Origin of the sequence: Polaromonas sp. YR568 (assembly GCF_943369675.1) — a bacterium.
GTDB lineage: Bacteria > Pseudomonadota > Gammaproteobacteria > Burkholderiales > Burkholderiaceae_C > Polaromonas.
In genome coordinates this window covers 33846-60128 of sequence record NZ_CALROB020000013.1, presented here as the reverse complement: position 1 = coordinate 60128, position 26283 = coordinate 33846, and the positions used below count along the sequence as shown (strand labels likewise).

24 protein-coding genes are annotated in these 26283 nt (G+C 62.9%); 14 read left to right on the top strand and 10 right to left on the bottom strand.

Annotated elements, in window-relative coordinates; all coding sequences use genetic code 11:
* Positions 1-29 precede the first annotated feature (29 nt).
* From pbpG to ACLV8F_RS09085, 7 genes are all read right to left on the bottom strand, one after another.
* A complete protein-coding gene (gene pbpG / locus ACLV8F_RS09115; RefSeq protein WP_411883910.1) occupies positions 30-1100 on the bottom strand; it encodes a D-alanyl-D-alanine endopeptidase in 1071 nt (356 codons plus the stop codon).
* A gap of 204 nt (positions 1101-1304) precedes the next feature.
* Entirely contained in the window at positions 1305-2843 is a 1539-nt protein-coding gene (locus ACLV8F_RS09110; RefSeq protein ID WP_411883909.1) for a 2-isopropylmalate synthase, read from the bottom strand.
* Positions 2844-2895: 52 nt separating this feature from the next.
* Positions 2896-4590 (bottom strand): 2-isopropylmalate synthase, encoded by a 1695-nt coding sequence (leuA, locus tag ACLV8F_RS09105; RefSeq protein ID WP_411883908.1) that lies wholly within the window; start codon positions 4588-4590, stop codon positions 2896-2898.
* 175 nt (positions 4591-4765) lie between these two features.
* Positions 4766-5578, bottom strand: coding sequence for a CDP-diacylglycerol--serine O-phosphatidyltransferase (pssA, locus tag ACLV8F_RS09100; protein WP_411883907.1), 813 nt, complete (start codon positions 5576-5578; stop codon positions 4766-4768).
* Between the two features lie 255 nt (positions 5579-5833).
* Positions 5834-6850 (bottom strand): ketol-acid reductoisomerase, encoded by a 1017-nt coding sequence (gene ilvC / locus ACLV8F_RS09095; RefSeq protein WP_411883906.1) that lies wholly within the window; start codon positions 6848-6850, stop codon positions 5834-5836.
* Between the two features lie 128 nt (positions 6851-6978).
* Positions 6979-7470, bottom strand: coding sequence for an acetolactate synthase small subunit (gene ilvN / locus ACLV8F_RS09090; protein ID WP_007869681.1), 492 nt, complete (start codon positions 7468-7470; stop codon positions 6979-6981).
* Between the two features lie 111 nt (positions 7471-7581).
* A complete protein-coding gene (locus tag ACLV8F_RS09085; protein WP_411883905.1) occupies positions 7582-9360 on the bottom strand; it encodes an acetolactate synthase 3 catalytic subunit in 1779 nt (592 codons plus the stop codon).
* A 324-nt stretch (positions 9361-9684) separates the two neighbouring features.
* Here ACLV8F_RS09085 and ACLV8F_RS09080 point away from each other — a divergent pair, with 324 nt between their 5' ends.
* The 6 genes from ACLV8F_RS09080 to ACLV8F_RS09055 all read left to right on the top strand — a co-directional run bounded on the left by ACLV8F_RS09080 (position 9685) and on the right by ACLV8F_RS09055 (position 13143).
* A complete protein-coding gene (locus ACLV8F_RS09080) occupies positions 9685-10251 on the top strand; it encodes an RNA polymerase sigma factor (protein WP_411883904.1) in 567 nt (188 codons plus the stop codon).
* The gene (locus tag ACLV8F_RS09075) at positions 10248-10694 is read left to right on the top strand and encodes a DUF3619 family protein (RefSeq protein WP_411883903.1); all 447 of its coding nucleotides are present in this window, start codon (positions 10248-10250) and stop codon (positions 10692-10694) included. Before ACLV8F_RS09080 ends, ACLV8F_RS09075 begins: the two co-directional genes overlap by 4 nt.
* Positions 10691-11437 carry a DUF3106 domain-containing protein gene (locus tag ACLV8F_RS09070; protein ID WP_411883902.1) on the top strand — a complete coding sequence of 249 codons (747 nt, stop codon included), beginning with the start codon at positions 10691-10693 and terminating at the stop codon, positions 11435-11437. The genes ACLV8F_RS09075 and ACLV8F_RS09070 overlap by 4 nt, the downstream gene beginning before the upstream one ends.
* A gap of 78 nt (positions 11438-11515) precedes the next feature.
* Positions 11516-12058 (top strand): RDD family protein, encoded by a 543-nt coding sequence (locus ACLV8F_RS09065; protein ID WP_411883901.1) that lies wholly within the window; start codon positions 11516-11518, stop codon positions 12056-12058.
* A 36-nt stretch (positions 12059-12094) separates the two neighbouring features.
* Positions 12095-12526 (top strand): diacylglycerol kinase, encoded by a 432-nt coding sequence (locus tag ACLV8F_RS09060; protein WP_411883900.1) that lies wholly within the window; start codon positions 12095-12097, stop codon positions 12524-12526.
* Positions 12523-13143, top strand: coding sequence for a TIGR00730 family Rossman fold protein (locus ACLV8F_RS09055; RefSeq protein WP_411883899.1), 621 nt, complete (start codon positions 12523-12525; stop codon positions 13141-13143). The genes ACLV8F_RS09060 and ACLV8F_RS09055 overlap by 4 nt, the downstream gene beginning before the upstream one ends.
* 125 nt (positions 13144-13268) lie before the next feature.
* Here the strand turns inward: ACLV8F_RS09055 and ACLV8F_RS09050 are convergent, their stop codons facing one another.
* Both ACLV8F_RS09050 and ACLV8F_RS09045 read right to left on the bottom strand, forming a co-directional pair.
* Positions 13269-13607, bottom strand: coding sequence for a P-II family nitrogen regulator (locus tag ACLV8F_RS09050; protein WP_007869659.1), 339 nt, complete (start codon positions 13605-13607; stop codon positions 13269-13271).
* Between the two features lie 162 nt (positions 13608-13769).
* Positions 13770-15458, bottom strand: a complete 1689-nt coding sequence (locus ACLV8F_RS09045; protein WP_411883898.1) for an NAD+ synthase — start codon at positions 15456-15458, stop codon at positions 13770-13772.
* A gap of 24 nt (positions 15459-15482) precedes the next feature.
* Between ACLV8F_RS09045 and ACLV8F_RS09040 the strand changes: the two genes are divergently transcribed.
* From ACLV8F_RS09040 to ACLV8F_RS09020, 5 genes are all read left to right on the top strand, one after another.
* The gene (locus tag ACLV8F_RS09040; protein WP_411883897.1) at positions 15483-16811 is read left to right on the top strand and encodes a GNAT family N-acetyltransferase; all 1329 of its coding nucleotides are present in this window, start codon (positions 15483-15485) and stop codon (positions 16809-16811) included.
* 94 nt (positions 16812-16905) lie between these two features.
* Entirely contained in the window at positions 16906-17238 is a 333-nt protein-coding gene (locus ACLV8F_RS09035) for a hypothetical protein (RefSeq protein WP_411883896.1), read from the top strand.
* A gap of 28 nt (positions 17239-17266) precedes the next feature.
* Positions 17267-18073, top strand: a complete 807-nt coding sequence (locus ACLV8F_RS09030) for a hypothetical protein (RefSeq protein WP_411883895.1) — start codon at positions 17267-17269, stop codon at positions 18071-18073.
* A gap of 109 nt (positions 18074-18182) precedes the next feature.
* Entirely contained in the window at positions 18183-19841 is a 1659-nt protein-coding gene (locus tag ACLV8F_RS09025; protein WP_411883894.1) for a wax ester/triacylglycerol synthase family O-acyltransferase, read from the top strand.
* A gap of 34 nt (positions 19842-19875) precedes the next feature.
* Positions 19876-20712, top strand: coding sequence for an alpha/beta hydrolase (locus ACLV8F_RS09020; protein ID WP_411883893.1), 837 nt, complete (start codon positions 19876-19878; stop codon positions 20710-20712).
* Positions 20713-20789: 77 nt separating this feature from the next.
* Here the strand turns inward: ACLV8F_RS09020 and ppa are convergent, their stop codons facing one another.
* Entirely contained in the window at positions 20790-21320 is a 531-nt protein-coding gene (ppa, locus tag ACLV8F_RS09015) for an inorganic diphosphatase (protein WP_411880315.1), read from the bottom strand.
* A gap of 310 nt (positions 21321-21630) precedes the next feature.
* Between ppa and ACLV8F_RS09010 the strand changes: the two genes are divergently transcribed.
* The 3 genes from ACLV8F_RS09010 (at position 21631) to ACLV8F_RS09000 (ending at position 26218) form a co-directional block, all read left to right on the top strand.
* On the top strand, positions 21631-23835 hold the full coding sequence (locus tag ACLV8F_RS09010) for a sodium-translocating pyrophosphatase (protein ID WP_411883965.1): 2205 nt from the start codon (positions 21631-21633) through the stop codon (positions 23833-23835).
* 98 nt (positions 23836-23933) lie between these two features.
* On the top strand, positions 23934-25367 hold the full coding sequence (locus tag ACLV8F_RS09005) for an aldehyde dehydrogenase family protein (protein WP_411883892.1): 1434 nt from the start codon (positions 23934-23936) through the stop codon (positions 25365-25367).
* A gap of 89 nt (positions 25368-25456) precedes the next feature.
* Positions 25457-26218, top strand: a complete 762-nt coding sequence (locus ACLV8F_RS09000; protein WP_411883891.1) for an SDR family oxidoreductase — start codon at positions 25457-25459, stop codon at positions 26216-26218.
* Positions 26219-26283: the final 65 nt, after the last annotated feature.

The window sequence follows — 26283 nt, the reverse complement described above, 5'->3', positions numbered from 1 at the left end:
TCTAACAGCGCAGCCCGCAGCGGGCAAGATCAGCCGTTGACCTGCTTGGCGGAAGCGCTGATGTTCACCTTGCGCTCGATGCTCACCGGGTTGGCTTCGACCCAGCGGCGCACGCGCTCAGCATCGCCCAGGCGGCTCAGCTTGCCGGCGGAATCCAGGAACACCATGATGAGCTTGCGGCCCGCGATCTTGGTCTGCATGACCAGGCACTGACCGGCTTCGGAGATGTAGCCGGTTTTTTGCAGGCCGATGTCCCACTCAGGGTTCTTCACGAGACGGTTGGTATTGTTGTATTGCAGCGTGCGGCTGCCAACTGCGACCTGGTACCCCGTAGACGTGGAAAGTTCACGCAGCATCGGGTCGCCATGCGCTGCATTGACCAGCGTTGCCAGGTCCTGCGCGCTCGACTGGTTGCGGCTGGAAAGGCCGGTGGGCTCCACGTAGCTGGTGTCCGTCATGCCCAGCATCTTGGCCTTGGCGTTCATCAGGCTCACGAAGGTGGCCAGGCCACCGGGATAAGTGCGGCCCAGGGCGTGCGCCGCACGGTTCTCGCTGGACATCAGGGCGAGGTGCAGCAGTTCACCGCGGGTCAGCGTGGTGCCGACCTTCAGGCGCGAGCTGCTGCCCTTCTCGGTGTCCACATCATCCTGGGTCACGGTGATCAGTTCATCCATGGGCAGCTTGGCGCCGCTGATGATGACACCGGTCATCAGTTTGGTCAGGGAAGCGATCGGCAGCACCGCATGGTCGTTCTTGCTGAACAGGACTTCGCGCGTGTCCTGGTCAATCACCAACGCCACGCTGGATTTGAGTTCCAGCGGATCTTGTGCGCTGTGCAAGCCGGCGATCTGGCCGAAGGAAGGCTTGGGTGGCGCGGAAACGCGAATGATGCTGCGGCGCTGTTTTGTACCCGCAACAAAACGTACGCTCTTGCGCGTGGAGACAACTTTTTTGGCAGCCGAGACCTTCGATGAAGCATGCTGCTTTTTGACGATGGTGTTTTTGGCGGTAGCCGCGCTCGCGGCCGGCACCGCAAAGGCCACCATCAGGGCCATGAATCCAACGATTTTTAATGCGCGATTGAAAATCTGATGAGACATGGTGGTCTTGCCTGCGTGGGATTGCAATGAATGGGATGGCTGGAGTGTATACAAATAGAAAAAGTCACGCAATATCAAAAACTTGCGTGACTTTCCTAAAAACACACTCACATTGGGTCGTTTTTCCGCTGAATCCGCCTATCCGCAACCAGACATAACGCTAAGTCATTGAATTTAAAGGTTTTTATTTTCCGGCTTGTTACATCATCCCTGCGCGGCCACCCTGTCAGCTTTACTTTGAAGTTTGTTGAGCGCGCTCAAATAGGCTTTGGCCGACGCCACCACAATGTCCGGGTCGGCACCCACGCCATTGACCACTCGGCCGCTGTTTTGCAGGCGCACCGTGACTTCTCCCTGGCTTTCCGTGGACCCGCTGATGGCATTAACGGAATAAAGCACCATCTCCGCACCGCTTTTGACGTGTGACTCGATGGCTTTGAGGGAGGCGTCCACGGGGCCATTGCCGTCAGACTCGCCTTTGACTTCCTTGCCGGCCACCGTGAACACGACACTGGCCTGCGGGCGCTCGCCGGTTTCGCTGTGCTGCGACAGAGAGACAAAGCCGTATTGTTCGTTGGTATGGGAAGCACTCTCGTCGCTGACCAGCGCCAGGATGTCCTCATCAAAGATTTCGCTCTTGCGGTCCGCGAGCTCCTTGAACTTGGCGAACGCGTTGTTGATGTCGGCTTCGCTCTCCATGGAGACGCCGAGTTCCAGCAGGCGCTGTTTGAAGGCGTTGCGCCCGCTCAGCTTGCCCAGCACGATCTTGTTGGCGCTCCAGCCCACGTCTTCGGCGCGCATGATTTCGTAGGTGTCGCGCGCCTTGAGCACGCCGTCCTGGTGAATGCCTGAGGCATGGGCAAACGCATTGGCGCCGACCACGGCCTTGTTCGGCTGCACCACGAAGCCCGTGGTCTGGCTCACCATGCGGCTGGCGGCGAGGATGTGCTGCGTGTCTATGCCGAGTTCGAGGCCGAAGTAGTCTTTGCGGGTTTTGACGGCCATCACCACCTCTTCGAGCGAGCAATTGCCGGCGCGTTCGCCCAGGCCGTTGATGGTGCATTCCACCTGCCGCGCGCCGCCGATTTTCACGCCAGCCAGCGAGTTGGCAACCGCCATGCCCAGGTCGTTGTGGCAGTGCACGGACCAGACGGCCTTGTCGCTGTTGGGGATGCGTTCACGCAGGTTCTTGATGAAGTTGCCGTAGAGTTCAGGAATGGCGTAGCCCACGGTGTCAGGCACGTTAATGGTGGTCGCGCCTTCCTTGATCACGGCCTCCAGCACGCGGCACAGGAAGTCGGGATCGGAGCGGTAACCGTCCTCGGGGCTGAACTCGACATCACCCATCAGGTTCTTGGCAAAGCGCACCGAGAGCTTGGCCTGCTCGAACACCTGGTCGGGCGTCATGCGCAGTTTCTTTTCCATGTGCAGCGCGCTGGTCGCCAGGAACAGGTGCAAGCGCCCCGAAGCAGCCGGCTTCAGGGCCTCGGCGGCGCGGGAAATGTCCCTGTCGTTGGCGCGCGCCAGCGAACAGATCGTCGAGTCCTTGATGACCTCGGCAATGGCTTTCACGCACTCGAAATCGCCGTTGGAGCTGGCGGCAAACCCGGCCTCAATCACGTCGACCTTCAGGCGCTCCAGCTGGCGGGCAATCCGCAGCTTCTCATCCCTGGTCATGGAAGCGCCGGGCGATTGCTCGCCGTCGCGCAAGGTGGTGTCGAAAATGATGAGTTTGTCGGTCATGTGGGGCTCCTGGCGCGCGGGGCGCTCTGTATTTTGAGAAGGCTTGAACCTTTCAAGGGCTAATGGTAGCAACACCCACGGGCTGGCCGGCCTTGCTGCGCTGCAGGCCCGAGACAATGGCCTTGAGCGATGCTGAGACGATGTTTCCGTCCATGCCGACACCAAAAAGCGTCTGGTCGTTGATGCGCAGCTCCAGGTAGGCCACGGCCTGTGCGCCCGCCCCGGCGCCTATGGCATGTTCGTGGTAATCCAGCACGCGAACGGTATGGCCCGTCGCGGCCGCCAAACCCGCCACGAAGGCATCGATGGGCCCGGTGCCTGTGCCCTCAACGGCGTGGCGCTGTTCCGCAAGCTGCACCTCGGCCTTGATGTGGAAGGACTCGCTACCGGTTTTCCCGGTTTCTTCAATCACCAGGCGCTGCGGCGCCGCAATGGTCTGCACGCCGTACTCCTTCTCGAACAGCGCAAAGATGTCCTTGCCCGTCAGCTCCTTGCCGGTCGCATCCATCACGGATTGCACCACCTGGCTGAACTCGATCTGCAGGCGGCGCGGGAGTTCGAGGCCGAACTCGCTTTCCAGCAGGTAGGCGATGCCGCCCTTGCCCGACTGGCTGTTCACGCGGATCACGGCTTCATAGCTGCGGCCCAGGTCTTTGGGATCGATGGGCAAATACGGCATGTCCCATATGTCAGCCTCTTTGCGCGCGGCAAAGGCCTTCTTGATCGCGTCCTGGTGCGAACCCGAGAACGAGGTGTAGACAAGGTCGCCCGCATAAGGATGGCGGGGATGCACGGGCAGCTGGTTGCAATGCTCTACCGTGCGGCGGATCTCGTCGATTTCAGAGAAGTCCAGTCCAGGCGACACGCCCTGCGTATAAAGGTTGAGCGCAATGTTCACCAGGTCCACATTGCCGGTGCGCTCGCCGTTGCCGAAGAGGCAACCCTCGATCCGGTCCGCGCCTGCCATCAAAGCCAGTTCGCCTGCCGCGGTGCCCGTACCGCGGTCATTGTGGGGATGGACCGAAATCACGATGGCATCGCGCCTGGCCAGGTGGCGGTGCATCCATTCCATCATGTCGGCAAAAATATTCGGCGTGGAATGCTCCACCGTCGACGGCAGGTTGATGATGCATTTGCGTTCGGGCGTTGGTTGCCAGACCTCGGTCACTGCATCGACGACGCGCTTGGAAAAGGCCAGCTCGGTGCCCGACCACATCTCGGGCGAGTACTGGAAGGTCCACTGCGTTTCAGGTTGCGCAGCGGCCAGCTGCTGGAACAGGCGCGCATTGTCGGTTGCGAGCTTGACGATCGCGTCCTCATCCATGCCCAGAACCACACGGCGCATGACGGGTGCAGTGGCGTTGTACAGGTGGACGATGGCTTTTTTGGCGCCCTTGAGGGATTCGAAAGTGCGGCGGATCAGCGGCTCGCGCGCCTGGGTCAGCACCTGGATCGTCACATCGTCAGGAATCAGGTTGCCGTCGATGAGCTGGCGCAGGAAGTCGAATTCGACCTGGGAAGCCGAGGGGAAACCTACCTCGATCTCCTTGAACCCGATCTTCACCAACGTATGGAACATCTTGAGCTTGCGCGGAATGTCCATAGGCTCGATCAGCGCCTGGTTGCCGTCCCGCAGATCGACGCTGCACCAGATGGGCGCTTGCGTCAGCACGGCATCGGGCCATGTGCGGTCTTTCAGTCGGACCGGCGCGAAGGATTTGTATTTGCTGGAAGGTGTTTTCAACATGGTCATTTGGTCAACCCCAACGATTACAAAAAACCAGCAACCAAAAAACAAAAACGGCCCGCTGCTGGTGCAAACGGGCCGTTGAATCAGGTGTACGCGTGCGCTACCGTCTCCGCCCGTTGGCAGATAGCAGTAGTGCTAGCGAAATTCGTTTCATCGGGTCAATGTACCACAGTTATTTGTGGAGGCCGCGCTCGTCGGGCTCGTCGGTGGAGGTCGAGATCACGCTGGTCTGCTGGCCCTTGGCCTTGCGCCAGCCGTACACCACATAACCCGACATCCCATACACCACGAACAAGCCGAACATCACGGTCGGGGGATGGATGTTGATGACGGCAATCCCGAGCGCGATCAGCACAATGGCCGCGAAAGGCACGCTACGTTTCATCTGCACGTCCTTGAAGCTGTAGAACGGGACGTTGGTGACCATCGTAAGGCCTGCGTACAAGGTCAGCCCGAAAGTGATCCAGCGCACTTCCATCCCGCTGATGCCGGCATCGGTCATCAGCCAGATAAAGCCCGCCACCAATGCCGCCGCGGCGGGCGACGGCAGGCCCTGGAAGAATCGCTTGTCGACCACCGCCGTGTTCACGTTGAACCGGGCCAGGCGAAGCGCTGCGCAGGCGCAGTACACAAAAGCGCCTATCCAGCCCCAGCGTCCCAGGCTGGTCAGCGCCCAGACGTAGGCAATCAGGGCTGGCGCGGCGCCGAAAGACACCATGTCGGACAGCGAATCCATCTGCTCGCCGAACGCACTTTGTGTATTGGTCATGCGGGCGACGCGGCCGTCCAGGCTGTCCAGGATCATGGCGCAAAACACACCGATGGCCGCCTGGTCGAATCGCCCGTTCATGGCCATCACGATGGCGTAGAAGCCGCCAAACAAGGCGGCCAGCGTGAATAGATTGGGCAGTATGTAGATGCCCTTGCGGCGCTTGCGCATCACTACCGGCGGGTTGTTGCCCGTGGACTCTTCGCCATCATGCATAAAAATACTCCTGAAGCACAACTGGTGCGCGCACAGCTATTAAATTAAGTTCATAGCATCCAAGGACACCGTCGAGGAGCCGGCTTGCCGCCAGGGGCTTGCAATTACCGGCTGAGGCGCCAAGGATACCAAGATCGAAGCTGTAATTATTTTTATCACAGCGCCTCTCTCGTGAGCATGGATCAACCAACAAAAAAGCCGCGCAGGAAGTTTGCGCGGCTTTGTGCAGGACAAGGCCCTGGCGGGCCTGCCAGATCAGTTGCGGGTCTGGTCGACCAGCTTGTTCTTCGCGATCCAGGGCATCATGGCGCGCAGTTTTTCGCCCACGATTTCGATCTGGTGCTCGGAATTCAAGCGGCGGCGGCTCAGCAGGGTTGGCGCACCGGCCTGGTTTTCCAGCAGGAAGCTTTTCGCGTATTCGCCGGTCTGGATGTCTTTCAGGCACTTGCGCATCGCTTCCTTCGTCGCCGAAGTCACGATGTTCGGGCCGGTCACGTACTCGCCGTATTCCGCGTTGTTCGAGATCGAGTAGTTCATGTTGGCGATGCCGCCTTCATAAATCAGGTCGACGATCAGCTTGAGCTCGTGCAGGCATTCGAAGTACGCCATTTCGGGGGCGTAGCCGGCTTCCACCAGCGTTTCGAAGCCGGCCTTGATCAGCTCGACGGTGCCGCCGCACAGAACGGCCTGCTCGCCGAACAGGTCGGTTTCGGTTTCTTCGCGGAAGTTGGTTTCAATGATGCCGGCCTTGCCGCCGCCATTGGCCATCGCATAGCTCAGTGCCAGGTCGCGGGCTTTGCCGGACTTGTCCTGGTGCACGGCGACCAGGTGGGGCACACCGCCGCCTTGGGCATAGGTATTGCGCACCGTGTGGCCGGGTGCCTTGGGGGCGACCATCCACACGTCGAGGTCGGCACGCGGGATCACGGCGCCGTAGTGCACGTTGAAGCCGTGGGCAAACACCAGGGAAGCGCCCTGCTTGATGTTGGGGGCCACGTCGTTCTTGTAGACCGCACCGATTTGCTCGTCGGGCAACAGGATCATGACCACGTCGGCGGCCTTGACCGCGTCCGCGACTTCAGCAACCTTGAGGCCGGCCTTTTCGACCTTGGGCCAGGAAGCGCCGCCCTTGCGCAGGCCGACGACCACTTTGACGCCGCTGTCGTTCAGGTTTTGCGCGTGGGCGTGGCCCTGGCTGCCGTAGCCGATGATGGCGACCGTCTTGCCCTTGATCAGGCTCAAATCACAATCTTTGTCGTAAAAAACTTTCATTTTTCTCTCCGGAATAGGTATTGGCGAAAATGCCCTTCGACAGGCTCAGGGCGAACGGTAAACGCATATCGCCACTCGAAAATCCGTTCGCGTTGAGCCTGTCGAAACGCGCGCACGGACGACTTAAATCAAACCCGCAAAATCCGCTCACCGCGGCCGATGCCGCTGGAGCCGGTTCGCACCGTTTCCAGGATGGCGCTGCGGTCTATGGCCTCCAGGAAGGCATCATTCTTGGACTGGTCGCCTGTCAGCTCGATCGTGTAGCTTTTTTCCGTCACGTCGATGATTCGCCCGCGGAATATATCAGCCATGCGCTTCATCTCTTCGCGCTCCTTGCCGACCGCGCGCACCTTCACCATCATGAGCTCGCGCTCGGTGTAGGCGCCTTCGGTCAGGTCGACCACCTTGACCACTTCGATCAATCGGTTCAGGTGCTTGGTGATCTGCTCGATGACGTCGTCGGAACCGGTGGTCTGTATCGTCATGCGCGACAGGCTTGGGTCCTCGGTGGGGGCGACGGTCAGGCTTTCGATGTTGTAGCCGCGCGCCGAGAATAGGCCGACCACGCGGGAAAGAGCGCCCGGCTCGTTTTCCAGCAAAACTGCAATGATGTGTTTCATAAGAAGATTCCTCTTTTCGCCGCCCTCCCCCGCGCACGGTAATGCGCAGGCTCGGCGGACAATAGATTCGTCAGGTGACGGTGAATGAATGGGGGGTGTGGCGGCGTGGGCTTAGAGGTCTTCCGACCCCAGCAGCATTTCGGTAATGCCCTTGCCGGCCTGCACCATCGGGAACACGTTTTCGGTCGGGTCCGTGCGGAAGTCCATGAACACCGTGCGGTCCTTGAGCTTGCGCGCCTCGCGCAGCGCCGGTTCCACGTCCTGCGGCTTTTCAATCAGCATGCCGACATGCCCATAAGCCTCGGCCAGCTTCACGAAATTGGGCAGCGCGTCCATGTAGCTGCTGCTGTAGCGGCCCGCGTATTCGACTTCCTGCCACTGGCGCACCATGCCCAGGTAGCGGTTGTTCAGCGACACGATCTTGATCGGCGTGTTGTACTGCAGGCAGGTCGAGAGTTCCTGGATGCACATCTGCACCGAGCCTTCGCCCGTGATGCAGAAGACTTCCGACTCGGGCTTGGCCAGTTTGATGCCCATGGCATAAGGAATGCCGACGCCCATCGTGCCAAGGCCGCCCGAATTGATCCAGCGGCGCGGCTCGTCGAACTTGTAGTACTGGGCTGCCCACATCTGGTGTTGGCCGACGTCGGACGTGATGTAGGTGTCGGCGTCCTTGGTCAGCTTCCACAACGTTTCGACCACGTGCTGGGGCTTGATGACGTCGCCCTTGCCCATGCTGTACTTCATGCAGTCGCGCTTGCGCCAGCCTTCGATCGTGTCCCACCAGCCGCCCAGTGCATTGGCGTCAGGCTTGAGGCCGGACTCCTTGATCATGCTGATCAGCTCGGTGAGCACGTCCTTCACGTCGCCCACGATGGGGATGTCGACCCGCACGCGCTTGGAGATGCTGGAAGGGTCGATATCAATGTGGATGATCTTGCGTTCGTTCTGCGCGAAATGCTTGGGGTTGCCGATCACGCGGTCGTCGAACCGGGCGCCGACGGCGAGCAACACGTCGCAGTTCTGCATCGCGTTGTTGGCTTCAATCGTGCCGTGCATGCCCAGCATGCCGAGGAATTTTTTGTCGCTGGCCGGGTAGGCGCCCAGGCCCATCAACGTGTTGGTGCAGGGGTAGCCCAGCATGTCTACCAGCGTGCGCAACTCTTGCGACGCATTGCTGAGCAGCACGCCGCCGCCGGTGTAGATGTAGGGCCGCTTGGCCGCCAGCAACAACTGCAGGGCCTTGCGGATCTGCCCGCCGTGGCCCTTGCGAACCGGGTTGTAGGAGCGCATTTCAACGGTTTGCGGATAGCCGGTGTAGGGCACCTTGTTGAAAGACACGTCCTTGGGGATATCAACCACGACGGGGCCGGGCCGGCCGCTGCGGGCGATGTGAAACGCCTTTTTAAGGGTCTCGGCCATGTGCCGCGCATCCTTGACCAGAAAGTTGTGCTTGACGATGGGCCGGGTGATGCCGACGGTGTCGCATTCCTGGAAGGCGTCCAGGCCGATGGCGTGCGTGGGGACCTGACCCGTGATGATCACCATCGGGATGCTGTCCATGTAAGCGGTCGCGATGCCTGTCACCGCATTGGTGACACCCGGGCCGGAGGTGACCAGCGCGACGCCCACGTCGCCGGTGGCGCGGGCATAACCGTCCGCCGCGTGGACGGCCGCCTGCTCGTGGCGCACCAGGATGTGCTGGATCGAGTCCTGCTTGTAGAAGGCGTCGTAAATGTGAAGGACCGCGCCGCCGGGGTAACCCCATACGTGCTTGACACCTTCAGCCTGAAGCGCCTTGATGAGGATTTCCGCGCCGCGGAGTTCCTGGGAATTTGTGTGTGCAGACGCAGCTGCCGCGGAAGCGATTTCCGCCTTGGAGATTTCCATGATGAACCTTTGTGAATTTCTCTAACGAAATACCTTGGGTGCCTCTTCGCCCACTCTTGTGAAGCGGCGTCGAGACTTGAGGCCAGAACCATAAGCGGAAACATAAACCGCCGAGTCATGACCCGTTTGCCTTTTGAATTGCAGGGCATATTATGGCATCTCGCGTTGCGCGATGGCCGCAGGCGCTGAAAAAGGGCCGGCCGGCGCCGGCCGTGATGCGATAATTTTGCAGCTGTATCCTTTAGGGCTACATGCTGACCGGCATGGACCTGCAACGACCGCGGGCCGCCCTCTACAGCGCTGGACGAACCGGACCCCACACCGTTGGCAACTGAACAAGAACTCTCGGATTTCCTGAAAAACGTTGAAAAACGGGCTTTCAAGCGCAGCATTTACCACGTGCGGGACGAGGAAGCCGCCCTCGATATCGTTCAGGACAGCATGATGAAGCTGGCGCAGCACTACGGCGACAAACCGGTCGCGGAGTTGCCCATGCTGTTCCAGCGCATCCTGGCCAACACCACGCTGGACTGGTTTCGCCGCCGCAAGACCCGCAACGCGCTTTTCTCCAACATGAGCGACTTCGAATCGCCCGGGGAAGACGGAGATTTCGATCTGCTGGAAACTTTAGAGACCCTGACCAACTCAGAGGGTACGGAGAGCGCGCAAGATGCCACGGAACGGGCTCAGATATTGCATGAGATCGAACTGCAGGTAAAGGAATTGCCGGGCCGTCAACGGGAAGCCTTTCTGATGCGTTACTGGGAGGAAATGGACGTCGCTGAAACAGCAGCCGCCATGGGCTGCTCGGAGGGTAGTGTCAAAACCCACTGTTCACGCGCGGTTCACGCCCTCAGCAAAGCCCTGAGTGCCAAAGGTATAAAACTATGACCAATTCATTACAAAAAAGAGCCGATATCCTGCAGGACCGTTTTGGCCTGAAAACCGCCTCCTACCTGTCCGCAGGCGCGGCCGACCTCCCCTACGATATTTCCGAACGCCTGCGCGCCGCGCGCTTCCAGGCCGTGTCCAGCCGCAAAGTGGCAAAAACCCAAACCGCCGACAGCATCGTGGGCAACGGCAGCAGTGCTGCCCTCAGCTGGGGCTCCGACGACGGCCTGAGCTGGTGGGCACGGATTGGCTCGGTTCTGCCCCTGGTCGCACTGGTGGTGGGCCTGCTGGCCATCAACTCTATCCAGAACGACAACCGCGCCCAGGAATTGGCCGAAGTCGATGTGGCGTTGCTCACTGACGAATTGCCGCCGGCAGCCTTCGCCGACCCTGGTTTTGTCCAGTACCTCAAAGTGACACGCCAAGCCCCCACGGTCCAATGACCCGCCCAGCTGACGTCCGACGCCTCCCCTCGCCTCTTGAGCCTTCAATCCGGTTGAAGCTGCAATGGCTGTCGTTCGGGCTTTTGATGGCTGCATCGCTGGCCTTGCCCGTCTTCAGTTTTGCCCAGGCGGCCAAGCCTGCGGCCACGGCCAGCGCACCCACAGCGGCCAAACCATCCGCCGCAGCCGCAAAAACCGCCCCATCCAAACCTCTGTGGGCTGAACTTACTCCCATGCAACAGCAGGCGCTCGCGCCCCTTGCCTCGGGCTGGAACACCACCATCAGCGAACCGCAAAAGCGCAAGTGGCTGGAAATTTCCAAGAATTACCCCTCGCTCACGCCCGAAGGGAAGGCCAACCTGCACAGCCGCATGAACGAATGGGTCACCCTGAGTCCCCAGCAGCGCGCCCAGGCACGGCTGAATTTCGCCAGGACCAAAGAACTCTCCAAGCAGCTGACGCCTGAAGAGAAAAAGGCCAAATGGCAGACCTACCAGGCCCTCAGTCCCGAAGAAAAGCAAAAGCTGGCGGCCAAGGCCAGCCCCAAGCCTGTCGGGGCGGCAACCGCCGTCAAACCGGTGGCGCCCCAGAAACTGGCAGCGGTTCCACCGCATCCGGCCAAAGCCGCCAGCAAACCTGCGCCTAAAATCAATGCTTCCGCCCCGGCGGCAGCCGCCACGCCCGCAGCATTGCCTGCCAGTGGCCCTGTCAGCGGCGGCCCAGGCGCAACGCCCCAGCGTTGAGACACCGCCAGCGGGCACGCCGGCCGGATTTATTGGCCGCTCCGGCAATCCCCTGCCAGCGAGCATTGAGAGCACCATTTGACAGCGATTGATACCCCCTCAACACCGTCCATCCCCAGGCGCATGGCTTGCTGGATGTACGAAGGCATGCTGATGTTCGGCGTGGTCTTCCTGGCAGGATACCTTTTCAGCACGCTGAGCCAGACCCGCAACGCGCTGGACAATCGCCACGCGCTGCAGGCTTTTGTCTTTGTGATCTTCGGCATCTACTTCGTCTGGTTCTGGGCCAAGGGGCAGACGCTGGCCATGAAAACCTGGAACATCCGTGTCGTCGACGTCCACGGCGCGCCCATCACCCAAAAACGCGCACTGCTGCGCTATGTGCTGAGCTGGCTGTGGTTCCTGCCGCCGCTGGCCGCCAGCTGGCTGCTGGCACTGCCAGGGCGCGAAGGCGCCGTCCTGGCGTTGGGGTGGGTGGCCATCTGGGCGATCCTGGCGCGTTTTCATCCGCAAAAGCAGTTCTGGCACGACGCCTGGGCAGGGACCCGGCTGATCACCTGGGTGGCGCCTGAAAAACCACGGCGCCGCAAAAACAAAGACAGCGCAGGCGCGGGTGCATAACGTCAACATGCCATAAAGCTGCGCGACAATCGCCCCATGCCCGAACAAGTCCCGCTTTCCGCCCCCGCCTCCCAAGTGTCCGCCGACGAGACGGTCAATCCCCAAAAAAACCGCAAAGGCCTGAGCCGCGTCTGGCACGCCACCGGCTACTCCATCGCCGGCCTGCGCGCGGGCTGGCACGAGACCGCGTTTCGCCAGGAAGCCGTCGCCTCCATCGTGCTGCTGCCCGCCGCCTTCTGGCTGGGACGCAACTGGGTGGAAACCGTGCTGCTCGCCGGCACGGTCATCCTCATCATGATCGTGGAGCTGCTCAACACCGGCATCGAAACCGCCATAGACCGCATCGGTCCCGAATGGCACGACCTTTCCAAGCGTGCCAAGGACATGGGCAGCGCCGCCGTCCTGCTCAGCCTGCTGTTGTGCGCGGGCACCTGGGCGATGGCCCTCTTTCAGCGATTCGCAGCATGAACCACAACAGCACCGAACTGACCGACATCTCCAAACCCGCCTTCTCCCTTTGCGTTTATTGCGGTTCGCGCACCGGCACCCAGCCTGAATTCGCCGCCATTGCCGCACTCGTCGGCACCTGGATAGGCACCCACGGCGGGCAACTGGTCTACGGTGGCGGCCGCAACGGCCTGATGGGCATCCTGGCCGACGCGGCGCTGGCGGCAGGCGCGCGTGTCGTGGGCGTGATCCCCAAGGCGCTGGTTGAAAAGGAATGGGCCCATACCGGCTGCACCGAACTGCACATCGTCGAAAACATGCACGAGCGCAAACGCCTGATGGCCGAACATGCCGACGCATTCCTGGCCCTGCCGGGCGGCATAGGCACGCTGGAAGAATTCTTTGAAGTCTGGACCTGGCGCCAGCTGGGTTACCACGACAAGCCCGTCGGCCTGCTCAATATGGGCGGCTACTACGACAGCCTGCTGGCCTTCCTGGACGCGTCGGTGAAGGCCGGCTTCATGAACGACTGGCTGATGGACCTGATTCGCACCGGCACCGACGCGGAATCGCTGCTCGAGGCCCTGGTGCAATCGGCGGGCATGACACCCGCCGCCACTCGCCTCGACCAAATCTAGGGCAATCTGCGCGCTGACGTCTCCCTCACCAGCAGGGACCGCGGAACCGGCTTTGCCGGGCCGCAGGCGCAGCGGCCCCCTCGGGGGGCAGGGAGCTACACGAAGTGAGCGACCGTGGGGGCTAGTCAGACCGCCGCTTCGTCTTCCTCACCCGTACGGATGCGCACCACACGCTCCACGCTGGTGATGAAAATCTTGCCGTCGCCGATCTTGCCGGTGCGCGCGGCGCGGACGATGGCATCGACACAGCGCTCCACGTCCTCGGTTTTCACCACGACCTCGACCTTGACCTTGGGCAGGAAGTCGACCACATACTCGGCGCCGCGGTACAGCTCGGTATGGCCCTTCTGGCGGCCGAAACCCTTGACTTCAGTGACGGTCAACCCGGTCACGCCGCATTCGGCCAAGGCCTCGCGGACTTCTTCGAGTTTGAAAGGCTTGAGGACGGCGGTAATTTGTTTCACTGAATATCTCCGTTGGCGTTGGTTTTAAATCTCGTCAAAAAGCTGAGGATGGCCCCGCTCAAACCCAGCAGGGGCCGCGGAACCGGCTTTGCCGGGCCGCAGGCGCAGCGGCCCCCTCGGGGGGCAGCGCATTACACGAAGTGAAAAGCGTGGGGGCCCTATTCACTGCCTGAATTTACTGGTAATAGGATAGCGCCAATCCTTGCCAAAGCTCCTGTGGGTGACCCTGATGCCCACCGGTGCCTGCCGCCGCTTGTATTCGTTGATGCGGATCAGGCGCGCCACGCGCTCGACCACCGCGCGTTCAAAGCCCGCGGCGATGATGCCTTCGGCGCTTTCGTCGTTTTCCATGTAGCGAGACAGGATGGCATCGAGCACCTCATAAGGCGGCAGGCTGTCCTGGTCGGTCTGGTCGGGGCGCAGTTCGGCGCTGGGCGGCCGGGTGATGATGCGCTCGGGAATCGGGTTGCTGCCCGTGCCATACGGGTCGTTGGCGTTGCGCCAGCGCGCCAGGCGAAACACCGAGGTCTTGAGCACGTCCTTGATCACCGCGAAACCGCCCGCCATGTCGCCGTAAAGCGTGCAGTAGCCGGTGGCCATTTCACTCTTGTTGCCGGTGGTCAGCACGATGGAGCCGAACTTGTTGGACAGCGCCATCAGAAACACCCCGCGTATGCGCGCCTGGATGTTTTCCTCGGTCGTGTCTTCCTTCAGCCCCTTGAACTCGCCGGCCAGCGAGGCCTTGAAGGCCTCGAACTCGGGCACGATGGAGATTTCGTCGTAACGCACTTTCACGCGCTCGGCCATCTCGCGCGCATCTTTCCAGGAGATGTCAGCCGTGTAGGGCGAAGGCATCATCACCGCCCGCACCTTGTCCGCGCCCAGCGCATCCACCGCGATCGCCAGCACCAGCGCTGAATCGATGCCGCCCGACAAGCCCAGGATGGCGCCCGGAAAACCGTTTTTGCCCAGGTAGTCGCGCACGCCCAGCACCAGCGCGTCCCACAAATCGGCTTCATGGCTGCGCTCGGGCGCCGTCTCAGCGGTCAAGGTGACAGTGTCCTGCGCGCGCTCCGCACGGATGGCAAACAGTTTTTCCCTGAAGCTTTCGGCCCGGCCGGCCAGCACGCCATCAGCCTGCAGCGCAAAGGAGCGCCCTTCAAACACGATTTCGTCCTGCCCGCCGACCAAGTGCGCGTAAATCAGCGGCAGCCCCGTGGCCAGGCAGCGGCTTTGCATCATCTGCTCGCGCTCGCCGCCCTTGCCCACGTGGAAAGGCGAGGCATTGATCACCACCAGCAGTTCGGCGCCCGCTTCCCTGGCCAGGCGCGCAGGCTCTTCAAACCAGGCGTCCTCGCAGATCAGAAGGCCAATGCTGATGGCCTCGTCGCCCTCCCCGGCCTGGAACACGCAGCTGCCCTGCCCCGGCGTGAAATAGCGGCGCTCGTCGAACACCTGGTAGTTGGGCAGCTCGCGCTTGGCGTAGCTTTCGATGACGCGGCCTTCCCGCAGCACCCTGGCCGCGTTGTGCCGCTGCTGCACCTCCACGCTTTTGGTGCGCAAGCCCTTGCCGTTGTCGCCGTGGGTGGGCGTGCCCACCACCACCGTCAGGCCTTTTAACCCGGCCAACTCGCGGGCCACTTGATTCACGGCATCATCACAGGCCTGGATGAAAGAGGGACGTAAAAACAGGTCTTCGGCTGCGTAACCGCAAATTGCCAGTTCGGGCGTCAGCACCAGCCGCACGCCGTCCTGGTAAGCAGTGCGGGCCGCCTCAATGATCTTTTGCGCATTGCCCGGCATGTCGCCCACACAGTAGTTCAATTGGGCAACGCAGATTTTGAGTGGCATGTAGAGTAAAACCCCGAAAAACACGTGAAAAAAGACTCAAACGATTATGTCATCCGCGTGCTGGATTCGCCGCTGAAGGTGAATGCGGAACAGTGGAACGCCCTGCTGGCGGCGCAAAACCCCGGCGAGGCCGCCAACCCCTTCATGCGCCATGAATACCTGGCCGCGCTGCACCAAAGCGGCAGTGCCACGCCCGACACCGGCTGGACGCCGTGCTTCGTCACGCTCTGGCAGGGCGACGCATTGGCCGGCGCCTGTCCGCTCTACCTCAAGGCCCACTCTTACGGCGAATACGTGTTCGACTGGGCCTGGGCCAACGCTTACCAACAGCACGGCCTGGACTACTACCCCAAAGCCGTGGCCGCCGTGCCCTTCACGCCCGTGCCCGGAGCGCGGTTGCTCGCGCGCAGCGCCGCTGAGCGGGTCTTGCTGATAGAGGCGCTGCTCGCCTGGTCCGAACAGGAAAAGATCTCATCGCTGCACCTGCTGTTTACGGCCGACGAAGACGTGGCCGCCTGCGAAGAAGCCGGCCTTATGCTGCGCCATACGGTGCAGTTCCACTGGAAGAATGTGGCCCCTACGCTCGGCACCAGCGTGTCCTCGCTGCCCCCCGAGGGGGCTGTTCCGCCTAAGGGCGGCCTGTCGGCGGAACGTTCTTCTTTCACTACCCGGAGGTTCCGCGACTTCGACGATTTCCTCGCCTCGCTCAACCAGGAAAAGCGCAAAAAAATCCGCCAGGAGCGCCGCAAGGTGCACGAAGCCGGCATCAGCTTCCGCTGGTCGCTGGGCAAGGACATCAGCCAGGCCGACTGGGACTTTTTTTACCGCTGCTATGAGCGCACCTACTACGAGCATGGCAACGCGCCCTACCTCAGCCGCGGCTTCTTCCAGCGCATGCAGGACACCATGCCGGAGAACTGGCTGCTGTTTATTGCTGAAGGTGACATCGGCGGAAAGCGCCAGCCGATCGCGGCCAGCCTGGTCGCGGTCAGCGCGGCGCCGGCGAGCGGCCCTGAGGGCGCCGGGGCGCCCACGCTGACCGCCTACGGCCGCTACTGGGGCGCCCTCGCCCGCGTCGACTGCCTGCACTTCGAAGCCTGCTACTACCAACCGCTGCAGTGGTGCATAGAACACGGCTACCAGCGCTTTGAAGGCGGTGCGCAGGGCGAGCACAAGATGGCGCGTGCGCTGCTGCCGGTCAAAACCACGAGCGCCCACTGGCTCGCGCATCCGTCGTTCGCGGATGCGGTCGAACGCTTTCTGGAACGCGAAGGCGCCGACATTGAAAGTTATATGGAAGAGCTGGAGCGGCGCAACCCGTTCAGACGCGCCGGGCCGGCCGCCTCGGCCTGAACAGGCCCACTCGCCGCCAGGGCCGCAGGGTCTTTTCTCCAATATCGGGCCGTGACGGCGAGCGGTGCTATAAATCCTCCCAAAGGAAGTTCCCATGAGCAACACAAGCAATGCATTCCAGGGACAATACAAGGTCAACCTGGTCGGATGCCCCTCCCTCACCGACGAACAGCGCAGCGCCGCCGAACTGCGCTTTCGCATGGCGCTTGAATTTGCCGTCGGCGGGCCCGAATATGTGCTGCCGTCGCTGCAGGCTTACATGCTGGCGCAAACCCTGACCGAAGGCTTGCCGCTCGAAGAGGCCTCCGAAGCCGTGGAGCAGGTCATTGCGCTGTGGCAAAACGCTGAAACCGACGCCATCCTGGCGGCAATGCGGCCGCTGGGCGACAACCTGGACAACGCCCGCTTCGAAATTCTTCCGATCTGAATCCCCGGGCGGGCCAATAATCGACGCCATGAGCAACGCCGCCATCCCGCTACCGGGCCCTTCAGCAACCGGCGCAACTGCGGCCAACGACAGCGCCGTTGGAACCCCATCGCCGCTGGGCCGTCCCCACGCCCGCCGCCTGCGTGAAATTTACCGCTCCGCCGGCTGGCCCTGCCAGGACCTGCTGGAGATCGAACTCCTGGCCACCGGCATGCTGCAGCGCGTGGCCGGCCCGGCGGGCCATGAGACCCTGCGCGTGACCGACGCGGGCATCGCCTACCTGGCGGCCACGCTGCTGCGCAACCGCTCCGCCCTGTCCAAGCATGAAGCGCTGGTCGAGCAGGTCGCCTGCGAAATGGTGCGCGCCGGCCGTATCGCCTGGCGCGGCCTGGGGCTGCGCGCCCAGTTGCCGCCGGAAGCCGAAGGCGGCAAGGCGCGCTGGTGTGTGGTGCGGCCCGACGTGTTCTCCATCCGCAACACCACGGTGCAGGAATATGTGGACCCCATCGTCCATGAGATCAAGGTGCACCGTTCCGATTTGCTGGGCGACCTGCGCCGCCCCGAAAAGCGCGCCGCCTACCTCGACCTGGGCGGCGAATGCTGGTACGTGCTGGGTTGCGATGCCAAGGGCCGGCCCATAGGCGCGGCCGATGAGGTTCCTAGCGAATGCGGCGTGATGGTCATGGAGGGCCAGCGTCTCGTGGTGGCTCGCGCCGCGCCGCGCCGCTCGCGGCAATCCCTGCCGCTGGGCGTGTGGATGGCGCTGGCCAAGGCCACGCCTGTCGCCGGGCTCACCGACGATGAACAAGGCATGCTGGGCGACTGCGAAGCCTGAACGCGATCACGGCCGCCCGCTGAGCCCGGCGCGACACGCGCGGCTACGGCAAACCCTAGTGCCACCGCCCCGCCCGCTCGGTTAAGGTCTTCCCACGGAGACAACAACCATGAAATCCCTGACCGGCCTGGACGCGACCTTTCTCTACCTGGAAACCCCCGAGATGCCCATGCACGTGGGCTCGCTCAACCTGTGTGAACTGCCCGCGGGCTTCAAGGGCAGCTTTCACAAGGCCGTCAAAACCCACATCGCCAAACGCATGCACCTGGCGCCGGTGTTCAGCCGCAAGCTGGTCTTCATGCCGCTGGACTTGGGCCACCCGCTGTGGGTGGAGGCCGACTCGGTCGACATCGACTTCCACATCCGCCACGCCGACCCCGCAAAAAAAGGCGCGGCGCCCATGACGCTGGCCGAAGTGCACAAGCTCTGCGCGCAACTGCACGGCGAAGTCATAGACCGCGACTTCCCGCTCTGGGAGTTTTATATCTTCGACCGCATCAAGCTGCCCGAATCCCAGGGCGGCGGCATTGTGGCGGGATTTTTCTCCAAGATCCACCATGCCGCGCTGGACGGCAAGGGCGGCGTCATGCTGGCCAACGCCATGCTGGATTTAAGCCCGCAGCCGCGCGAGGTGGCGCCGCCCGACCCGGACCGGCGCCGCAAGCTGGAGTCCGACCTCAAGCTCGGCAAGATGATCGGCTCGGTGTTTTCCAGTTCGCTGGGGCAGCTGGCGAAAGTTGCCAAATCGCTGCCCGCCGTGGCCAGCACTGTCGGCAGCACGCTGGCCAGGCAGTCCATGGGCAGCTCCGCCAGCGGCGTCACGGCCAAGATGCCCATGAAGCTGGCGCCAGCCACGCCCTTCAACGCCGGCATAGGCTCGGGCCGCGTCTTCGTCACCGCCACCATCCCGCTGGGCGAGACCAAGGCCATGGGCAAGGCGGTGGGAGGCTCGTTCAACGACATGGTGCTGTGGATCTGCTCGACCGCGCTGCGCAGCTACCTCACGCAGCACCACAGCCTGCCTAAAAAATCGCTGGTGGCCGCCATGCCGGTGTCGCTGCGCGAAGCCGGCGCCACCGATGCCAGCAACCTGGGCAACCAGGTCAGCATGAGCCTGGTCGAGCTGGGCACACACCTGGCGCATCCACTCAAGCGCATGAACGCCATCATGGCCTCCACCGCGAAGGTGAAAATCTCCATGCAAAGCCTCAAAGGCCTGTTGCCGACCGACTACCCGTCGCTGCTGGCGCCCTGGCTGGTGGGCGGCGCCGCCAAGATGGCGCTCAATGCCTACGGCAAAAGCGGCATGGCCAGCCGCCTGCCCATGGTGGCCAACCTCGCGATTTCCAACGTGCCGGGCCCACCGGTGCCGCTCTACCTGGCCGGCGCAAAATTCCTGACCTTCCACCCGCTGTCCATCATCCTGCACGGCCTGGCGCTCAACATTACCATCCAGACCTACGCCGACCATGTGGACTTCGGCATCATTGCCGACAAGAAGGCGCTGCCGCATGCCAAAGACCTGGCCAGGTCGATCGAGGATGCCTTCAAGCAGGCACAGACGCTGATGGCCGGCGCGACGCCGGCAGCACCCGCGGCTACACCGGCAAAGACAGCCAAAGTCGCCGCGAAGAAGGTCACTAAAAAGGCCGCCCCGGTAAAAACCCGCAAGGCCGCTGTCCCTAACGTGACGAAATCCACCGCGAAACGCGCAAAGTTAGAGGCGGCTCCCTCTGTAAACAAGCGCAAGCAGCTCCATACTGTTTGAGTCAAAACTCCAAAAACAACCAATGCCCCACGCCATGGCAAGCCCGTCATCCAAGCGAAATCCGTCCGCCTCTCCCCAAGACCCCTCAAAGCCGTCCCGGCACAATGTTCCGCCCAGCGCCTGGCTGCTGGCGCTTGAGTTGCGCGCGTTCTGGGAATTCGGCGCCCTGCTGCCCGCCTGGCCGCTGCTGGCCCGCGCGCCGCGTGGTGACGGCCATGCCGTCATGGTGTTCCCGGGCCTGTCGGCCAACGACGCCACCACCGTGCCGCTGCGCCACTACATCCAGTCGCTCAATTACAAACCCTGGGGCTGGGAACAGGGTTTCAACTTCGGCCCGCGCGCCGGTGTGCTCGAGGAAGCCCGCGACAGCCTCAGCCGCACCTTTGATGCCACAGGCCGCAAGGTCAGCCTGATTGGCTGGAGCCTGGGCGGTGTGTATGCGCGCGAACTGGCCAAGGAAATGCCGGACAAAGTGCGCTGCGTGATCACGCTGGGAACGCCCTTTGCGGGCTCGCACAAGGCCACGAATGCCTGGCGCATTTACGAACTCACCAGCGGCCGCAGCGTGGAGCGTGAATCCGAAAACTACGACCTGCCCGCCGCGCCGCCCGTGCCGACCACCAGCATCTATTCGCGCAGCGACGGCGTGGTGGCCTGGCAAGCCAGCATCCAGGCGCCCAGCGCCATCAACCGGCACACCGAAAACATCGAAGTGCTGGCCAGCCACATCGGCATGGGCGTCAACCCCAGCGCCTGGTGGGCGGTGGCCGACAGGCTGGCCCAGCCTGAAGGTGGCTGGAAACCCTTTGCGCGCGAAGACAAGGGACGGTTGCACGGCCTGGTCTACCCTGCGCCGGCTCAAGCGACGTAAAAACCTTTCCGTCCGCCGAAAAAAAAAGCGCCTGCAGGAAAACCTGCAGGCGCTTTTTTTATTCGAACCCGAGGTTCTCAGAGCTTGGCGTAGTTCGCGATGCCATCGGTGATTTCTTTCTTGGCAGCGTCCGGGCCTTCCCAGCCCAGCACCTTGACCCACTTGCCTTCTTCCAGGTCTTTGTAGTGCTCAAAGAAATGGGAGATGGTTTTCAGGCGCAGCGGGTTCATGTCTTCAGGCTTTTGCCACTGCGTGTAGAGCGAGCATTTCTTGTCGATGGGCACGGCCAGCACTTTGCCGTCTTCGCCGGCTTCGTCTTCCATCTTCAGGATGCCGATGGCGCGGCAGGTCACCACCACGCCGGGGATCAGCGGCACGGGCGTGATCACCAGCACGTCGACCGGGTCGCCGTCGCCGCTGATGGTCTTGGGCACATAACCGTAGTTGGTCGGGTAGTGCATGGAGGTGCTCATGAAGCGGTCCACGAAAATCGCGCCGGACTCCTTGTCCACCTCGTACTTCACCGGGTCGGCGTTCATCGGGATTTCGATGATCACGTTGAAAGATTCAGGAACGTTTTTACCGGGAGAAACTTTATCGAGGGACATGGTCGCTTGAGGTTGTGTTGAAGGGAAAGAAATGAAAGGAAAGGAAATGAATGAAGACTTCAGGCCGCATGGACAAACGCTTGAAGTAATAACCAATGGCTACCGACTGCTCGGTATTTACCCTCATTTTACTGATTCAGGGCTGACGCATCGCGAACTTGTCACGTTTTCGCGTTAAATTTCGCGAGTTGGCCAATCGACCTTGTCTCCATACGTGACACAGGCAACGAGGAAGCAACGCAGCGGGGGCACCGCTAGCGTGGCACCCCCTCCAAGCGAAAAACAACGTAGGAGATTTCACATGTCAGCTATGACAGGCAACTCGGCGCTCATTCTTGCGCTGGTCTGCGGACTGATCGCCGTCGGGTACGGCTTCTGGGCACGCAGCTGGATTCTTTCCCAGGACGCAGGCAATGCGCGCATGCAGGAGATTGCAGCCGCCATCCAGACCGGCGCCGCCGCCTACCTCGCGCGGCAATACAAAACCATCGCCATCGTCGGCGTCATCCTCGCGGTGCTCATAGGCCTCTTCCTTGACGTCAAGACCGCCGCCGGTTTCGTGGTCGGCGCGGTGCTCTCGGGCGCCTGCGGCTTTATCGGCATGAACGTCTCGGTGCGCGCCAACGTGCGCACCGCACAGGCCGCCACCAAGGGCATTGGCCCCGCGCTGGACGTCGCCTTCCGCGGCGGCGCCATCACCGGCATGCTGGTCGTGGGCTTGGGCCTGTTGGGGGTAACCGGCTTTTACTGGTTTCTCGCCGGTGCGGCTCCTGCGGACGCCAAACTGCCGGCCGTGCTGAATCCGCTGATCGGCTTTGCCTTCGGCTCCTCGCTGATCTCCATCTTCGCCCGGCTGGGCGGCGGCATCTTCACCAAGGGCGCCGACGTCGGCGCCGACCTGGTGGGCAAGGTGGAAGCCGGCATCCCTGAAGACGACCCGCGCAACCCGGCGGTGATTGCCGACAACGTCGGCGACAACGTGGGCGACTGCGCCGGTATGGCGGCCGACCTGTTTGAAACCTATGCGGTCACGCTGATCGCCACCATGGTGCTGGGCGCCCTGTTGCTGGCCAATGCCGGCACCACCGCCGTGGCCTATCCGCTGGCGCTGGGCGGTGTCTCCATCATCGCGTCCATCATCGGCTGCTTCTTCGTCAAGGCCTCGCCCGGCATGACGAACGTGATGCCCGCGCTGTACAAAGGCCTGGCCATCGCCGGCGTGCTGTCGCTCATCGCGTTTTATTTCGTGACCAAGGCGCTGATGCCTGACGACGCCGTGATGGCCTCCGGCACGCAGATGCGCCTGTTCGGCGCCTGCGCGGTCGGCCTGATCCTGACCGGCGCCTTGTGCTGGGTCACCGAGTACTACACCGGCACGCAATACAAGCCCGTGCAGCACATCGCGCAGGCATCGACCACCGGCCACGGCACCAACATCATTGCCGGCCTGGGCGTGTCCATGCGCTCCACCGCCTGGCCCGTGATCTTTGTCTGCATCGCCATCCTGACCTCCTACGGGCTCGCGGGCCTGTACGGCATCGCGATTGCGGCGACTTCCATGCTCAGCATGGCCGGCATCGTGGTCGCACTGGACGCCTACGGCCCCATCACCGACAACGCCGGCGGCATCGCCGAAATGGCCGAGCTGCCCAGCAGCGTGCGCGACATCACCGACCCGCTGGACGCCGTGGGCAACACCACCAAGGCCGTGACCAAGGGTTATGCCATCGGCTCGGCCGGCCTGGCGGCGCTGGTGCTGTTTGCCGACTACACGCACAAGCTCGAAGCCTACGGCAGCGTGGTCAGCTTCGACCTGAGCAATCCCAAGGTCATCGTCGGCCTCTTCATAGGCGGCCTGATTCCCTACCTGTTCGGCGCCATGGCCATGGAGGCCGTGGGCCGTGCCGCCGGCGCCGTGGTGGTCGAAGTGCGCCGCCAGTTCCGCGACATCAAGGGCATCATGGACGGCACGGGCAAGCCCGAGTACGACACCGCGGTCGACATGCTGACCACGGCCGCCATCAAGGAAATGATGATTCCCTCGCTGCTGCCCGTGGTGGTGCCCATCGTGGTCGGCCTGGCGCTTGGGCCCCAAGCCCTGGGCGGCCTGCTGATGGGCACCATCGTGACCGGCCTCTTTGTGGCCATCTCGATGTGCACCGGCGGCGGCGCCTGGGACAACGCCAAGAAATACATTGAAGACGGCAACCATGGCGGCAAAGGCTCGGAGGCACACAAGGCCGCCGTGACCGGCGACACCGTGGGCGACCCCTACAAGGACACCGCCGGCCCGGCCGTGAACCCGCTGATCAAGATCATCAACATCGTGGCGCTGCTCATCGTTCCGCTGGTGATGAAGTTCCACAGCGGCGACGCCGCGGCGGCCCCGGCAGCGCCCATGGCGGCGCCGGCGGCCATCAGCGCGCCGGCCGCAACGCCTGCCGCGCCCACCATGATGGCCCCGGCGTCCACGCCCGACACGGCGGCCACCCCAGCGCCGGCGGCTTCCAAATAAAGAAGCCCGCGCCCTTCAAAACAACAGCCCGCTCCGGCGGGCTTTTTCACGGGTCTTTGCCAAGGCGCGCTTCTTCACTTTCGCGCAAAATCATACGCATGCAGCTCAATTTCATCGCTAACGCCTCCCTCCCCTCCGTCTCCGGCAAAACCATTCCCGTCATCGACCCATCTGACGGCCAGGTGTTTGACGAAATCCAGCGCAGCAACGCGCACGACATCGACACCGCCGTGCGCAGCGCGCGCGAATGCCTGGACCTGGTCTGGAGCCGCTTCAGCGCGGCCGAGCGCGGGCGCCTGCTGATGCGGCTCTCGGCCAAGGTGGCCGAGCATGCCGAAGAGCTGGCGCTGCTGGAGCAACGCGATTGCGGCAAGCCGACCCGGCAGGCGCGCGCCGACGCGGTGGCCCTGGCGCGCTATTTCGAGTTCTACGCCGGCGCCTGCGACAAGCTGCACGGCGACACCATTCCCTACCTGGACGGCTACAGCGTGATGACCTGGCGCGAGCCGCACGGCGTCACCGGCCACGTGATCCCCTGGAACTACCCCATGCAGATATTCGGCCGCAGCGTGGGCGGCGCACTGGCCGCGGGCAACGTCTGCGTGGTCAAGCCGGCCGAGGACGCCTGCCTGTCCCTGATCCGTGTGGCGCAGCTCGCCGCCGAGGTCGGCTTCCCGGCCGGCGCCATCAACATCGTGACCGGCTACGGCCATGAGGTGGGCGACGCGCTGGCGCGCCACAAGGGCATAGACCACATCAGCTTCACCGGCAGCCCCAGCGTGGGCACGCTCATTCAGCAGGTGGCCGCCGAGCGCCACTGCCCCGTCACGCTGGAGCTGGGGGGCAAAAGCCCGCAGATCGTCTTTGCCGACGCCGACCTCGACGCCGCGATCCCCGCCATCATCAACGCCATCGTGCAGAACGCCGGCCAGACCTGCTCGGCCGGCTCCCGCCTGCTGGTGGAGCAGGCGATTTACGAGCCCTTGCTCCAGCGCCTGGGCCATGCCTTTGAAAACCTGCGCGTCGGCCCCGCCGCCATGGATCTGGACGTGGGCCCGCTGATCCGGCAAAGCCAGCAGCAGCGCGTCTGGGATTTTTTAAGCGATGCGCAGGTTGCCAACATCGCCATGGTGGCCCAGGGCCAGATCGTCGACGAAGCGCCCGACACCGGCTTTTACCAGGCCCCCACGCTGCTGCGCGACGTGCCGGTGACGCACCGCCTCGCCCAGGAAGAAGTCTTCGGCCCGGTGCTGTGCGCCATGAGCTTCAAGGACGAGAACCACGCCGTGGAACTCGCCAACGCCACGCAATTCGGGCTGGTCGCCGGCATCTGGACGCGCGACGGCGCGCGCCAGTTCCGCATGGCCAAACGCGTCAAGAGCGGCCAGGTCTTCATCAACAACTACGGCGCCGGCGGCGGCGTGGAACTGCCTTTCGGCGGCGTGAAGTCCTCGGGCTATGGGCGCGAAAAAGGCTTTGAAGCGCTGTACGGCTTCACGACGCTGAAGACGGTGGCGGTCCGCCACGGCTGAGCGCCGCATCATGTCCCGGCCCCAGGGGCGGCGATGTAATAAGCTCACGTATCAGTTCTCAAAAATTCATAAAACCTGGAGACAAACCCATGCGGGTCAAAGACAAATCCATCATCGTGACCGGCTCCGGAGGCGGCATCGGTGAAGGCATTGCCCGGCGCCTCGCCGCTGAAGGCGCCAAGGTCATCGTCAACGACATCAACGTCGCGCTGGGCGAAAAAGTCGTGGCCGCCATCGTCAAGGCCGGCGGCACGGCCTCCTTCTTCGCGGCCGACGTGACGAAGTCCGCCGAGGTCAAGGCCCTGATCGACGCCGCCGTGCAGCGCCACGGCCGGCTCGACGTGATGGTCAACAACGCCGGCTGGACGCACCGCAACCAGCCCGCGCTCGACGTCAGCGAAGACGATTTCGACAAGTGCTACGCCATCAACGTCAAAAGCATTTACCTGGCCACCATCCACGCCACGCCGGTGTTCCGCAGCCTGGGCGGCGGCAGCTTCATCAACATCGCCTCCACGGCCGGCGTGCGCCCGCGCCCGGGGCTGACCTGGTACAACGGCTCCAAGGGGGCCGTCATAACCACCTCCAAGTCGCTGGCGGCCGAACTCGGCCCCGACAACATCCGCGTGAACTGCATCAACCCGGTGTTCAACCCTGACACCGGCCTGTCCGCCGAATTCGCCGGCGGCCCGCTGGACGAGGAGCGCAAGGCGCGCTTTCGCGCCAGCATCCCGCTGGGGCGGTTTTCGACGGCGCTGGACGTGGCGAACGCGGCGCTTTACCTGGCCAGTGACGAGGCCGATTTCATCAGCGGGGTCTGCATAGAGGTCGACGGCGCCCGGTGTGTATAGCCCCCACGGTCGCTCACTTCGTGTAGCTCCCTGCCCCCCGAGGGGGCGCTGCGCCTGCGGCCCGG